Source organism: Kaistella sp., from assembly GCF_041824135.1.
Taxonomy (GTDB): Bacteria; Bacteroidota; Bacteroidia; order Flavobacteriales; family Weeksellaceae; genus Kaistella.
The window spans coordinates 1-12,837 of the sequence record NZ_JBGZYM010000031.1 but is presented as its reverse complement, the minus strand read 5'-3'; the positions used below and the strand labels follow the sequence as shown (position 1 = coordinate 12,837).

15 protein-coding genes and 1 tRNA gene are annotated in these 12,837 nt (G+C 35.8%); 6 read left to right on the top strand and 10 right to left on the bottom strand.

Going from position 1 to position 12,837, the window contains the following annotated elements:
• The first annotated feature begins 1 nt into the window (after window position 1).
• The 3 genes from tsaD to ACEYOS_RS03380 all read left to right on the top strand — a co-directional run bounded on the left by tsaD (window position 2) and on the right by ACEYOS_RS03380 (window position 2,277).
• The gene (tsaD, locus tag ACEYOS_RS03390) at window positions 2–1,054 is read left to right on the top strand and encodes a tRNA (adenosine(37)-N6)-threonylcarbamoyltransferase complex transferase subunit TsaD (protein WP_373707727.1); all 1,053 of its coding nucleotides are present in this window, start codon (window positions 2–4) and stop codon (window positions 1,052–1,054) included.
• 17 nt (window positions 1,055–1,071) lie between these two features.
• Complete coding sequence (locus ACEYOS_RS03385; protein WP_373707728.1) at window positions 1,072–1,470, top strand: hypothetical protein; 399 nt, start codon at window positions 1,072–1,074, stop codon at window positions 1,468–1,470.
• A gap of 78 nt (window positions 1,471–1,548) precedes the next feature.
• Window positions 1,549–2,277: a 16S rRNA (uracil(1498)-N(3))-methyltransferase gene (locus tag ACEYOS_RS03380; RefSeq protein WP_373707729.1), complete on the top strand. Its 729-nt coding sequence runs from the start codon at window positions 1,549–1,551 to the stop codon at window positions 2,275–2,277.
• 1 nt (window position 2,278) lies between these two features.
• Here the strand turns inward: ACEYOS_RS03380 and ACEYOS_RS03375 are convergent, their stop codons facing one another.
• Window positions 2,279–2,575, bottom strand: coding sequence for a hypothetical protein (locus tag ACEYOS_RS03375; RefSeq protein ID WP_373707730.1), 297 nt, complete (start codon window positions 2,573–2,575; stop codon window positions 2,279–2,281).
• 91 nt (window positions 2,576–2,666) lie between these two features.
• Entirely contained in the window at window positions 2,667–3,323 is a 657-nt protein-coding gene (locus ACEYOS_RS03370; RefSeq protein WP_373707731.1) for a TrmH family RNA methyltransferase, read from the bottom strand.
• Between the two features lie 468 nt (window positions 3,324–3,791).
• On the opposite strand from ACEYOS_RS03370, the gene ACEYOS_RS03365 reads away from it, so the two are divergent.
• Both ACEYOS_RS03365 and ACEYOS_RS03360 read left to right on the top strand, forming a co-directional pair.
• Window positions 3,792–4,811 carry an asparaginase gene (locus ACEYOS_RS03365; RefSeq protein WP_373707732.1) on the top strand — a complete coding sequence of 340 codons (1,020 nt, stop codon included), beginning with the start codon at window positions 3,792–3,794 and terminating at the stop codon, window positions 4,809–4,811.
• Window positions 4,812–4,880: 69 nt separating this feature from the next.
• Window positions 4,881–4,967: transfer RNA gene (locus tag ACEYOS_RS03360), tRNA-Ser, on the top strand.
• Window positions 4,968–5,051: 84 nt separating this feature from the next.
• On the opposite strand, the gene ACEYOS_RS03355 is transcribed toward ACEYOS_RS03360, so the two are convergent.
• Genes ACEYOS_RS03355 through ACEYOS_RS03340 form a run of 4 tightly spaced genes read right to left on the bottom strand, consistent with a single transcriptional unit; the run spans window position 5,052 to window position 8,509 of the window.
• Window positions 5,052–6,560: a DUF2779 domain-containing protein gene (locus tag ACEYOS_RS03355; RefSeq protein ID WP_373708571.1), complete on the bottom strand. Its 1,509-nt coding sequence runs from the start codon at window positions 6,558–6,560 to the stop codon at window positions 5,052–5,054.
• Between the two features lie 10 nt (window positions 6,561–6,570).
• Window positions 6,571–7,494: a helix-turn-helix transcriptional regulator gene (locus ACEYOS_RS03350; protein ID WP_373708570.1), complete on the bottom strand. Its 924-nt coding sequence runs from the start codon at window positions 7,492–7,494 to the stop codon at window positions 6,571–6,573.
• A gap of 59 nt (window positions 7,495–7,553) precedes the next feature.
• Window positions 7,554–8,213, bottom strand: a complete 660-nt coding sequence (locus ACEYOS_RS03345; protein ID WP_373708569.1) for a metallophosphoesterase — start codon at window positions 8,211–8,213, stop codon at window positions 7,554–7,556.
• A complete protein-coding gene (locus ACEYOS_RS03340; protein ID WP_373708572.1) occupies window positions 8,213–8,509 on the bottom strand; it encodes a cyclic-phosphate processing receiver domain-containing protein in 297 nt (98 codons plus the stop codon). Before ACEYOS_RS03340 ends, ACEYOS_RS03345 begins: the two co-directional genes overlap by 1 nt.
• Before the next feature lie 372 nt (window positions 8,510–8,881).
• Here ACEYOS_RS03340 and ACEYOS_RS03335 point away from each other — a divergent pair, with 372 nt between their 5' ends.
• Window positions 8,882–9,421 carry a WG repeat-containing protein gene (locus ACEYOS_RS03335; protein ID WP_373708568.1) on the top strand — a complete coding sequence of 180 codons (540 nt, stop codon included), beginning with the start codon at window positions 8,882–8,884 and terminating at the stop codon, window positions 9,419–9,421.
• Between the two features lies 1 nt (window position 9,422).
• Here the strand turns inward: ACEYOS_RS03335 and ACEYOS_RS03330 are convergent, their stop codons facing one another.
• The 4 genes from ACEYOS_RS03330 to ACEYOS_RS03315 all read right to left on the bottom strand — a co-directional run.
• Window positions 9,423–10,103: a hypothetical protein gene (locus tag ACEYOS_RS03330; RefSeq protein ID WP_373708567.1), complete on the bottom strand. Its 681-nt coding sequence runs from the start codon at window positions 10,101–10,103 to the stop codon at window positions 9,423–9,425.
• 250 nt (window positions 10,104–10,353) lie between these two features.
• Complete coding sequence (locus ACEYOS_RS03325; RefSeq protein WP_373708566.1) at window positions 10,354–10,797, bottom strand: hypothetical protein; 444 nt, start codon at window positions 10,795–10,797, stop codon at window positions 10,354–10,356.
• Between the two features lie 355 nt (window positions 10,798–11,152).
• Complete coding sequence (locus tag ACEYOS_RS03320; RefSeq protein ID WP_373708565.1) at window positions 11,153–11,938, bottom strand: ATP-binding protein; 786 nt, start codon at window positions 11,936–11,938, stop codon at window positions 11,153–11,155.
• 137 nt (window positions 11,939–12,075) lie between these two features.
• Window positions 12,076–12,837, bottom strand: a 762-nt coding sequence (locus ACEYOS_RS03315; RefSeq protein ID WP_373797502.1) for a transposase, incomplete at its 5' end; no start/stop codon positions are given.

Genomic DNA, 12,837 nt, shown 5'->3' with positions numbered 1-12,837 from the left:
TATGAGTGACTCAATAATTTTAGGGATAGAATCTTCTTGCGACGACACCTCTGCGGCTGTTCTCAAAGGTAATAAAATCCTCTCCAACATCGCTGCCAATCAAGAAATCCACAACGAATATGGTGGTGTGGTTCCCGAATTAGCGTCTCGTGCACATCAACAAAACATCATCCCAGTTGTTGAAAAAGCAGTCAATAAAGCAAATATACACAAAAAAGATATTTCTGCTATTGGTTTTACACGTGGTCCTGGACTTTTAGGATCTTTACTGGTCGGAACTTCTTTTGCTAAATCTTTGGCAATGAGTTTAGAAATTCCTTTGATTGAAGTGAACCATCTGCAAGCACATATTCTGGCGCATTTTATTGATGATGCCAATCCAGAACCTCCGAAATTTCCTTTTCTGTGTTTAACAGTTTCTGGTGGACATACGATGATCATTCTTGTGAAAGATTATTTCGACATGGAAATAATCGGAAAAACCATCGATGATGCTGCTGGTGAAGCATTTGATAAGATTGGTAAGATTTTCGGTTTAGATTATCCTGCGGGACCAATCATTGATAAATTATCAAAAAATGGTGAAGAAAATTCTTTTAAATTTAATAAACCGAGAATAGACAATTACAATTATTCCTTTAGTGGAATTAAGACTTCGGTCCTTTATTTTATTCAGAAAGAAGTTCGCAAGAATCCAGATTTTATCAAAGAAAATTTAGATGATTTATGTGCCTCTGTTCAGCAAACTCTTGTTGAAATTTTGATGGATAAACTGGAGAAGGCCGCCAAAGAACTTAACATCAATGAAGTTGCAATAGCAGGCGGCGTTTCGGCGAATTCAGGTTTACGTGAAGCAATGCAAAAAAATTCAGAAAGATTAGGCTGGAATATTTACATTCCCAAATTTGAATATACTACCGATAATGCGGCGATGATCGCTATGGTTGCCAAGTTGAAATATGACCGTGGCGAATTTGCCGATCTATCGATTTCTGCTACGGCGAGATATGATATTGAGGAGAGTTTTAAGAAAGAAGTTAAAATCATAGATTAAAAATCACCAATCTACACATGAAAATATTATTTGAAGAAAAGACCCTCGTCTCCCACTCTAAAAAAAGTTCCCGGTATTATTGGATTCTAGAAACAGTTACCGGAACAAGAGCCGCTATCGAAAACGACACCGACTCGATGACTGCAAGTTCGGAGAAAGGATACATTCAGGATATTAAAGAAGAGATTTTAGAAAAAATTAATGCCGAACATATTTTCAGTTTTCCTTACACGCCGAAAGAGGGAGATTATCTATCATTGAAAAACAATTTGAGGAAATATGAATATTTAAATTTAATATTCATTAATGGCAAATGGATCGAAGAGATTTATGACTGCAGTTACCGAGAATGTGACACCGATATTTACACCACCATCAAAACGGGTGTAGCCTTTTTAAGTGAAAACATAGTATAAAATCGCATTCATTTGAAATCGCATTTATTCAGTAAAAACGCGATTGCATTTGGCGATAAAAAAAACAATCAGCTTCAAATGAAATTATTTTACGGTGAAATTAATGACAATCAAGTCATTATCGATAATGAAGAACAAACGCATATTGTTAAAGTATTGCGGATGAGATCAGGCGAAGAAATATTTGTCACGGATGGCAAAGGAAATCTGGCCAAAGGAAACCTGGTGTTTGAAGGTAAAAAAGTTTCACTTGACGTAAAAGAAATTAAAGAGAATCTTCCCAATTTCTCGCCGAAACTTCATATTGCGATTGCACCAACTAAGAATATCGACCGTATCGAATTCTTCGTGGAGAAAGCGACCGAAATGGGAATTGCAGAAATTACAATATTGCAAACCGAGAAAACCGAAAGGAAAAATCTGAATATTGATAAACTGCGAAAGCAAAGTATTGCAGCTTCAAAACAGAGTCTGCGTTTTCATTTTCCTGTCATTAATGATCTCACTAAATTTTCCGATTTTTTTAAAGAAGTCAATTCAGAGAATACTTTTGTGGCGCATTGTAATGAAAATCTGGAGCGGATTGATTTGAAGATGCTTCGACAGGCTCAGCATGACAATCCTATCGACAAAGGAGAAAACATCACTTTTTTAATTGGTCCGGAAGGGGATTTCTCTGATAAAGAAATTCAGCTTTTGGCAGAAAAAGGAGTGAAAGCTGTTTCACTTGGAAGCCAGAGATTGCGAACGGAAACGGCGGGAGTTTTTGTTGCAGCTTGGAACTATGCTGAAAATTTAATTGGTTAAATTATTTTTTAGTTAATTCTATCATGTACTCTCTCAAATCGTCATTAACAAAATATTTTTTTTCTTCTACTTCTATGATGGTCGTGCTCATACAAAAATCTATTCTTTTAGAACTTTTGTAAAGAAATCCGTCAATTCTAGCATTAATAGTCCAATCGGAGTCTGCAGGTTTTAGTCGAGACATAAGGTCAAATATTTTCCTAGTTTCCAGTTCTGATAAAACCCGAAGCTTAGTCTGTTGAGATTGTACTAAATCTTCACAACTAATCGATTTTACGGTTGTTGTATATAAGTTCATGTAATGAATTTGAGATCGTTTACGACCACAAGAAAAAGAAATCAACATGATCAAAAACAAACCAACGAAAATTTTTACTTGACTTTTCATTTTAATTATCACCTAAATATTTTGCTAAAATTCGCTCTCCACTTTGTAAGGAATTTACGGCCCAGCGTACTTTCATTTCCCACATTTTTTCTTCGGAAAGTTTATAGTCCAAATTAGATTTCATTAATTTCTGTTTGAGTTCATAGACACAAATCGCAGCAGCGACGGAAACATTAAAACTCCTAGTAAATCCATACATTGGAATGGCTAAAGTCTCGTCCGCAAAATCTAAGATCTCGTCGGTGACTCCGGCTGCTTCCGTTCCGAAAACCAAAGCAACAGGTTCGGTTATTTGAAAATCTGGAAGGAGTGTTGCGTTATTTTCTGGGGAGACCGCGACGATCTTATAACCACGGTTTTTAATTTCTTTGATCGAATCTAAATGGTGTGGAAGCTTTTCTACTTCTACCCAGGTTTCGGCACCTTTGGTTACGCGAAGGTTTGGATTGAATTCATTCTCACTTTCCATGGCCACAATCTTATGAAATCCACATGCTTCCACTGACCTTACAATCGCAGCGGCATTTCGGAACTGAAAAACATCTTCGATCACCGGCAAAACAAAATCTGAACTTTCGGGAGCAAAATGATTGATTTTCTGCAGTCGTTCGTCAGTGAGAAATTGTTGAAGATATTCGAAAGTTTTCTGGTTTTTCATGACGTCAAAAATACTGAATAATTTGGAACATGGAAAGGCTTAAGAAGCTACGAATATTGATGGATGATGTATAAAAATTAATAATTTATTTTTTTACAAAAACAATTTAAGATTAGAATCACAGAAATTACGAAAATAGAATTTCCGCATTCTTTGAAAAATATTTTTAGAGTGGGAGGCGCGAGCGAAGTGAGCGCTAATAGGTCTAAGTATCAAGCGTTCTTCAAGATGTCAAAATTAAATTGATGTGTTGACTCAAATGCGGACTTGCGATAGGGATCGCAGTGGAAATCCCGGAATAAGTGTGGGCAAATATAAGCGGTCATTTTATAAGCGGCTGCATGAGGAATTGCAACGAAGAGCCCGGTTTTTTAGATTTTTTGCGTGGGCATTTGGTTTGGCAAAAATCTAAAAAAATCGCCCAAAAAGGAATTTTTAATATTCTGCGAAATGCTGTATTTTTGGAAGATGAAAAGAAAAGTGCTCCTGATTTATACCGGCGGGACGATCGGCATGGAAAAAGATTACGAAACCGGAAGTTTGATGGCCTTCGATTTTGGAAATATTTTTCAGAAGATTCCGGAAATGAAATTGATCGAGTGTGAAGTTGAAGTTTATCCGTTTGAAAAACCTTTGGATTCGTCGGATATGGGTCCGAAAGAATGGAAAATGATCGCCAATCATATTGGTAAAGAATATGAAAACTACGATGGATTTTTGATTCTTCACGGCACTGACACTATGTCTTACAGCGCTTCGGCGTTGAGTTTCATGTTGAAAAACTTACGAAAACCAGTTATTCTGACAGGTTCGCAACTGCCCATTGGCGATTTGCGAACGGATGCGAAAGAGAATCTTTTGACGAGTCTGTATTATGCCAGTTTGTACGATCATGATGAAGCGGTGATTCAGGAAGTAGCGGTTTATTTTGAGTACAAACTTCTTCGGGGAAACCGAACTCTGAAATATTCTGCAGAATTTTTTGATGCCTATCAAACTCCAAATTATCCTGTTTTAGGACAATCGGGAGTTCATTTAAATATTGAGAAAGATTTTTTGTGGCGCTCGAAAACCAACGAGCCATTTACGGTTGACACTCATATTTCCCAAGATGTTTTATTCTGGCGAATTTTCCCAGGGATGCATTTAAATCATTTTACGGAAATCCCCAATGTGAAGGTTTTGGTGCTTCAGGTTTTCGGATCTGGTACTATTTTCAATACCGCAAAAACAAAGAAACTTTTGCAAACGCTGCGACAGAACGGAACAGAAATCGTTGTAATCTCACAATGTGTGTCGGGTGGAATTAGTTTTGGAAAATACACCAATTCCAATATTTTTAGAGAGATCGGAGCCATAAGCGGAAATGACATTACGGCCGAAAGCGCTATTACGAAAGCGATGCATCTTTTGGACAATCCAAATTACGAAGGAAGTTTTGCGGATAATTTCGTGAAGAATTTGTGTGGTGAGGTTTCTGAAAATTAAACTTTGAAATTTTAGCAAGTTCGATTTTTAGAATTCAATTAATTACGCTATTTTTGCAGTCTTCAATTCAGAGAGGTGTCCGAGTGGTTGAAGGAGCTAGCCTGGAAAGCTAGTGTACGGGCAACTGTACCGTGGGTTCGAATCCCATCCTCTCTACAAACAAGTCTAACAATCAACGACTTAACCAAATCAGGGACTAAATCAGGGACTAACGTTCCTGATTTTTTCTTTTATTGACATTCATCCATGCTGTTCGTTTTTGGAATATTCTTCTAATTCTCTTTTCAAATATTCAAAAATAACCACCATACCGTATGTGTCTCTTTCGCAGTATTTCAACAGATTCTCTCTTAACTCTGCCGTATTTAAATCATTATTTAAAATACTTTCATGAAATAATGAACTTGCACTTCCGCCATCGCTTATTTCCAAATAGCTGTAAGAAAATTCAGGTGCAATTGCTGGAAGTACAGATTTAATGGAAGCAGAATTTCCCATTGCAGGAAGATAAAACCACCGTTTATTGAAAATTACCAATAAATCTACAATTCTGGAAATTAAACCGAAAAGAAAATCAGAATCTTCGGGAAAATCTCGCGCCAATTCTTTTAGTCTTCCAACTTCAAAACTTTGATTATAAGTGACGATACTTCCATTCCCAAGAAAATCCAACTTCATTTGCTCGATCATTTTCTTTCTCGGATCGATCGTTGGATTGTGGAAATCTTTAGGATCTGCAAGAAACTCTCTGTGTATTATTGTAGAATCTGCATTTAAAATATGGAGTGAATACTGAAAAGGAACTTGTTGATAAGGTCTGGTTCCATCTAAAACCGGAATTGCTGCAAATATGGTTTCAAAATCGAAAAAATGCAAAGGAGTTTCCCATGCATTTAAAAAATCCCGAATAGATGCCAAATCTTTGTAGGACTCGTTATTTTTAATTCCATTCACCTGCAATTGTTGCGCAAAAGTTAGATGATAATCTTCTGCAATATCCTCCATTTTCAAAATTCCATTCTCATAAAGTTGCCAAGATTTGTTTCCCGATCTCGTCAATTCAAAGACTGATTTTTCGGGAACATGTTTCCAACAATGATGGCTAAATTCACAACCAAAAGGACTGCTACAATGTGCGCCAATATTAATAATCGGTTCTATACCAGCATCGAGAATGGTCAATAAATTTTGAAAATTTTCTTCCACCCAAGGTTGCATTTCTATAATGGAATTGGTAATATCTTCTAAATGAAAAAACTCAGCAGTAATTTCACCGTTTTTTACATATTGATTATTGATGTGCATTAAAAAAAATCGGTCAGGAACACAGCCAGATTGCGTCATAACGAAATATTGGAAGGCGGCATCCTGATAATGATAGTCTTTTACTGAAGTGCTGCTTTTGACTTCAATCGCCCAAATTTCATCATCTTTTCGGTGCAAAATATCAAGCATCACCAAAGCATTATTTGCGGAAAAAGTAGCTTCATAAATGGTTTCCTCATTTTCAGAAATCCATTGTTTGGTTTGGTTAATCGAGTTTTTAAAGTCGGTAAAATCTTCTGGAGTGGCATCTTTTCCATTTGGAAAACAATTTTGCGCCAAGGCTCCTACCGTATGTCCTAAATCGAAAATCTGTTGAGTGGAAGCACTTACCGGAATTTTTAAATCTTTTCTAAAATATTCAAAATAGATTTTTTTGGAACATTGAACGCCCGAAACAAAGCGTGATTTGGAAATGGACTTCATACTTTTTACCTTAAATTTTATAATTTTTCATCATGTTTTTTACCTCGTTGTTCAAATGTTCTTTAAAACTTTTGGGAGAAATAACCTTTACATTTCCCCCTTGTGAAAGTACTTCGCGCTCAAAATCATAAGTTGGAACTAAGGTTACTTGTACTCTATATTCCTTATCATTATCAATTAAAACTTGTTGGGAATGATGCAGTGAAAGGGTTTTTATGTATTTTCCCTGTTCAGGATTAAAGGAGAGAACAATTTCTTCCGGTTCTTGATTTTCCGTCGCAATAATTCCAAAAGAATTGATGAATATTTCTTCAATATCCACTTTTTCTGGTTTAAAGGTGGAGTTTGAAATTTCCAAATCAGAAATACGATCCAAACCAAAAGTCTTTAGAAAGAAATCTTTGCCATCTCTTTCATTCGCCAACAAATACCAACGGTTTCGAAATTCCTTCAACGCATAAGGTTCGATCGTTCTTTTGTGGGATACACCTTCCCAGAATTTCGTATAGTTTAAAGTAATGATTTTTTGATGCGTAATCGTGTGAACCAAACCGTGTAACCAATGCAACCCGCGGGATTTTCTTTGTTCGAAAAACATGATGTTTTTTCTACCTTTTACTTCGCGATATGCTTCTACAAGCAACAAATTATCAAAAACATCGTCCTGGTTTTCATCGAGTTCATCTGAATCAATGACATACTTTTTCAAGGATCTTTTGTATATTATTTCTACTCCAAAAACTTTCTTAATCGCTTTTTTATCTCGGAGAAAAGTCCGTTGTGCAAATCGTAATTCATCTAAATCAATATCTTTTTCTTGATACTTTCGATGAAGATAATCGCTGATTTCTTCAAAAGAAGCGCCTTTGTCTTTCTTTCTTCTCAAAAATTCTTCAATAAATTTCAATCGAAGCATTTGTTCATTTTTTGCCATTTGGTTTTATTTTGGTGTAAATATAGAAAAGTTAAACGCCAACATATGACGGTTAAAAATTATATTTTCAAACCAGATGATAAATCCAACGGATAAACAAATTCCTTCGGAGCATTCACCAAATTATAATGTTCATCCAACAAACTGCCATTAATAAAAGTAGTATTAATCCCATTTTCTTCGCCGTATGCTTCATGAATATGTCCGAATAAATGAAATTTCGGCTTGAGTTTTTTGATCGTTTTCAGTAAATCTTCGCAACCTACTTCCAAACCTGAGATAGTTCGATCCAGAATTCCAAAAGGCGGACCGTGCGTAATTAAAACATCAGTTTCTTCAGGAATCATTTTCCAAAATTTCTGAATGGGTTTTCCGCGGTCTTCATTAAATGCCCAGTTGAAAAAAGTAGGTGTTATTGGTGAACCCCAGAAACTAATTCCTTCAATCGTAACTCCACTATTACAAAGGTAATGGCATTTTGAGGACAGTTTTTTTCTAATAAAAGCGGCTGACCAATTTTCAAAATAAAAATCATGGTTGCCAGCAATAAAAATTTTATGAGCATAGTCTAGACACTGAAACCAGTTCAGGAAATCCTCTACTTCATGATCTTTACCCATCCTAGAAACATCGCCACCATGAATAATGAGATCTGCTTTCGGAAGTTCTTTCAGTTTTCGGTGTTGTCCGTGGGTGTCTGAAATAAATACTATTTTCATCAACGGAAATTATCTTTAAATTTATTAAAATTATCCAAGAGTTTTTCAATATTTTCTTTTCCCACAGGATTTTGGCTGTGAACATAAAATTCTGGAAGTTTCAAATTTTGATCAAGGCAATAATCTACCAAAAACTTGGCACAATCGTAACCTGTTTTTTCTTCACCAAGATCATGATCAAAGGAAATGAAATTGGGCAAACCCTTATCTGCAATGAACTTTACAAATTCATCAAAATTATAAACCCGCTGGAAATTTTCGGGAGTTGGTCGAACGTCGTCTAAGTAAAGTTTCATGGGTTGATTTTTCAATTGCTCGAAATCCATAACTTTTGTCCAAACTTCTCCATTATTTGAAATAAAATACCCTCGATTGCAACTTAACAAAATCAGATTTTCATCAGATGCAATATCCATAATGGAATTCATTGACATTGATCCATCGTAAAGGAATTGCCACGATTTTCCCCGATCTTCGGATTGAAGTAAATGAGTTGGATCTTCAGGACAGATTCTGATAAATTTTCCTTTAAATTTTATTAATTGAGCCATAATTTTTTTCTATTCAAAAATAAAGATGCACTGAGACAAAATAGGTCGGATAAAAAAAATTCCTTCCGACCTATTTTGTCTTAATCCTACCCTAATTTAGCACGAAAGATTAAGAATATGCTGAACTCCAATAACGAAACAATTTTCTACCGCGAACTTGGGAAATCGCTTTATGACAACCTATTTATTTACAATGAAAAGAGAAAGTTCGGAATTCAAACTTATGATTTTGAAGTGATTATTCCGGCGATTTATAAGGAAATCAAACCAGCATTCAAAAACCATTTCTGGGCGCGAAATTCCCATAAGTGGTTTTTGTACAATTTTAGTAATCAGAGAATTACAGACCAGCCTTTTACTATTGTTAATTCATTTAATATGAAGTTTGCACGTGTAAGTACAGATGGCGAGAACTTTGGTTTTATCAACCGTAATGGAGATGTAGTTATTTCAGAAAAATATCTGGGAGGAATGTTTTTAGGCTTGGATTATTTTGCAGTTTCTATTTTAAAGCAAAATGGCATCCGATTCGGAGTTATAGATTTAGCTGGCAAAATCATTCATCCTTTTACTCTAAAAACAACGCCTACTTTCAGCGAAATTGTTTTGTACGTTTTAAAAAGAAGAAAGCCACTGCGAGAGTGGCTTAGATTATAAATTATTTTCCATATTTCTGACGCCAATCTTTAGTTGCCTCCAAAATCAAATCACAATATGTTTTGTGCTTAATTGCTCGATTGTTTGGGTGATAAGCATTTAAAAGTAAGTGTTTTTCATTCTGATAAATATGTAGTGATTTATTTTCTACGTTTGCTTCCAATTTTCCAAATGATTCAAAAAAATCATCATCAAAAAAGTTATAGGTTCCTCCAAAGATGATAATTTCAGGGTCTATATATTTTATCTGTTCATGCAAAGCACTTTTATTTTCAGTATAATAATTTTTAACTAGGTTCCAATCTGCCTGGCTTCCTCCTGGAACTTTTTTAACATTGATGTAAGCAACTTTTAGCATCACATCAATAATGGACTGATTTTCATTAAAATTTCCCATGGAATCCCAATCTTCACCTGTAAAGATCCCGTTGGTGGTGTATACAATTGAAGTAAATGTGTTCGCCCATCCCTCTTTCAGACCCTTCAGAGATGAATGTTTTAAATTAGCAAGAGCATCCCTCATCGTCCACTCAGAATCCTCACTGTTGGCTTCTTTTAATATCCAAAGTAATTTAGGATTAGCACTTTTGTACTGATCATAATCGACAACCCCGTCATAAATAACATTATCACCTTTAAAAAGTTGATCATTTTTGTCTTGCGTTAAATTGAAACTCTCCAATGTCATTATTTTATTTTTTTAAAAATACAGATATTTAGCCATAATTAGGTTACTACCTGAACAATTATATTGCTAAGTTGGGTATCCGAATATTTACTTTGTGTTAGGATTAGATTAAGCTGCAACCACGCTAGATTGTGCCAATATTTTTGGTCTGTTGGGCACAGTCGGTTCCGATTTCGAAGAATCCTTTTGCCTTGGAAAAATCAATACTGTTGGGATAATTTTATTCATTACGTCGATTTTGCGGCTAATTTTTATTGAGCAGTGCAACAAAGACCGATTCACCAAGGAGATAGCGATGACCTAATTCTGGAATTGCAGTCTGAACAGCCTGTAGGCGAACTCCTGGCCGAACGGTAAGTTGGTCCATTTGTAGCGTTTCCGTACGAATAAAACCACCCTCTTCGAGGTTTTGTAGCAAGTGGTAGTTCCCGATTAGCTCTAGATTAGTAATGCCTAATTCCTGGGCAATATTCGTAAAAGTACACTGTTCGAAAATTCGCTCGGTGTTGCGAATTATCACTGCAGTCAGAATCAACACTTCTTCCTCAGAAAGTTTCCAGATATTGGCTAACATCTTAAGTTCTGACCTATATCGGCAAACTAGCAAACTAAGTGAACATTCATCAAAATTGCTGTTTTTTAGTTTTTCAGCGACAACATTAAGAGCGGTCATTAATTCATTTTTCATCATTTGTATTTTTAATATTGCAAAGATGAAAGAGTTGTCGGCCAAAGTAGGACATAGTAAAAAAAGATCGCAATTTATTTTTCTATCCTTAACACAAAGTACGTTTTTCAACTTTATCAAAGTTCTAAATTTTGACAAAGCATAATTCGTCTTTTCGAATAAACTAAAAACCAAAAAGTGGAAGACCTTTCGGAAAACCACTTCTTGTTTTTCATCATTTGTATTTAATACTGCAAATATAAAAGTGTTGTCGGACAAAATAGGACCGCATAAAAAAGAAGAAAGAAATATTAAATTACAGTTGCAACTTAATTTCCGACTACGCGAAACCGTGCTATCCAACTATTCCCTTATTTCAAAACCCAATCTTTCCCTTTTTCTCCACACTCCATTTTTCATTTTTACAAAGGTTTTTAATCTCCTGAAAAATAGGTTTTTCATCAGAAAGGACCTCCTCCATCGCGCATTTTCTAGCAATATTTTCCATTTCACCGCCTGAAAAACTGTACGTTTCTGCTAATATTTTGCTTTCTTTATCAGAAAGTTGTGGAAGTTTTTCTCGCCAAATTTTAGCGGAATTTTCCGAGGAAGGTTGCGCGAACTTTACTTTAAATAAAAAGCGGCGCTCAAAAGCAGCATCCATATTTTCCACAAGATTTGTGGTGGCGAAAAGGATGCCTTCAAAATTCTCCATCTCTTCTAAAATAATATTTTGAATGGCATTCTCGGTATCTGCAACATTGCTACTTCCGGCAGATTTTCGTTTACCAATAATAGCGTCTGCTTCATTAAACAATAAAATAGGACATAATTCCTCGTTGCGTTTCATGTCTGCATATTCTGTGAAAATTTTCTTCACCAATTTCTGACTTTCCCCAAACCACATGCTTTTGGTTTCGGAAATATCTACTTTAAAAATATTGCGGCTACTTTCCTTCGCGAGTTGATAAACACTTTCTGTTTTACCGGTTCCAGGAACGCCATGAAAAAGGGCGGTAATTCCTAGAGGCATTGCACGTTCTTTTAACCGAACTTGCATTTCCTTGAATTGATTTTCCTTTAAAATATGAGAGATCTGCGTTAATTGTCCTTCTTCATTTTTATTGAGAAAGAGTTTTTTTAGCGGAATATTTTTTGACAAAATTAGTTTCGAATCTTTATTTGGAATAGTATCAAGTTGTAAATCGTCAGGCTGTGAAAAAACTCACTTTTTTCTCCCACTCCCAATATTTTCTCCTGATGAGGAGTAAATAAGAACGTTTAACGACACCCTGTTTTTCAAGCGGTCAACTTAATCCTTTTAAAAACGAGAGCTGATTTCATCTTAAAATGATCGATTATTAGCAAAAACAAGACTTTCCTTTTGTAAGGAGACTTCCAGTTCTTGAGCTTGGCAATCAAGTCCGGTATTCCTAAAATATTCATCGCTCGTTTGATGTTGTAAACCAGCATTATTAAACTGTGTTCGCCATTTACTTTTTCCAGTCCCGATAAATTCGTGTGATTATACCCCCACTGCCTTTTGATGGTGCCGAAAATATGCTCATTGATCTCCTGCCCCTTTCGATATAATTGTCCATTGTCACGATAACGTTGGTTGTTTTCTTCTACCGCTCCCGCATACTGACTGCGCTCAATCTCTCTTCTACCATCTGCACGGCTTGTGCAGAGTGATTGAACAGGACATTCCTTACAAGCGGGTGTCCGGTATTTTTTAAACTCGTAGCTGTCGCGTTCTCGCTTTTTGTTATGCCATCTGCCGGTGGTATTTAAAATTTTTCCCTGTGGACATTGGTACGTATCGGATGCTTCATCGTAAACAAAATTGGTCACCAGATAGTCTTTCGTGGTGCCGCCTTCTTTGGAGCTGACCAAGGTTGGATACGCCACAATAGTGCTGATGTTTTGTTCCCTGCATTTCTCTAATTCTCTTCCGTTGTGATAACCTTTATCTACCAAAGCAGTAAACGTTTCAACACCCAGATTCTCCTTTGTTTCAACGGCAATGGCACTCAGAGCGTTCCTGTCGTTTCGATTAAT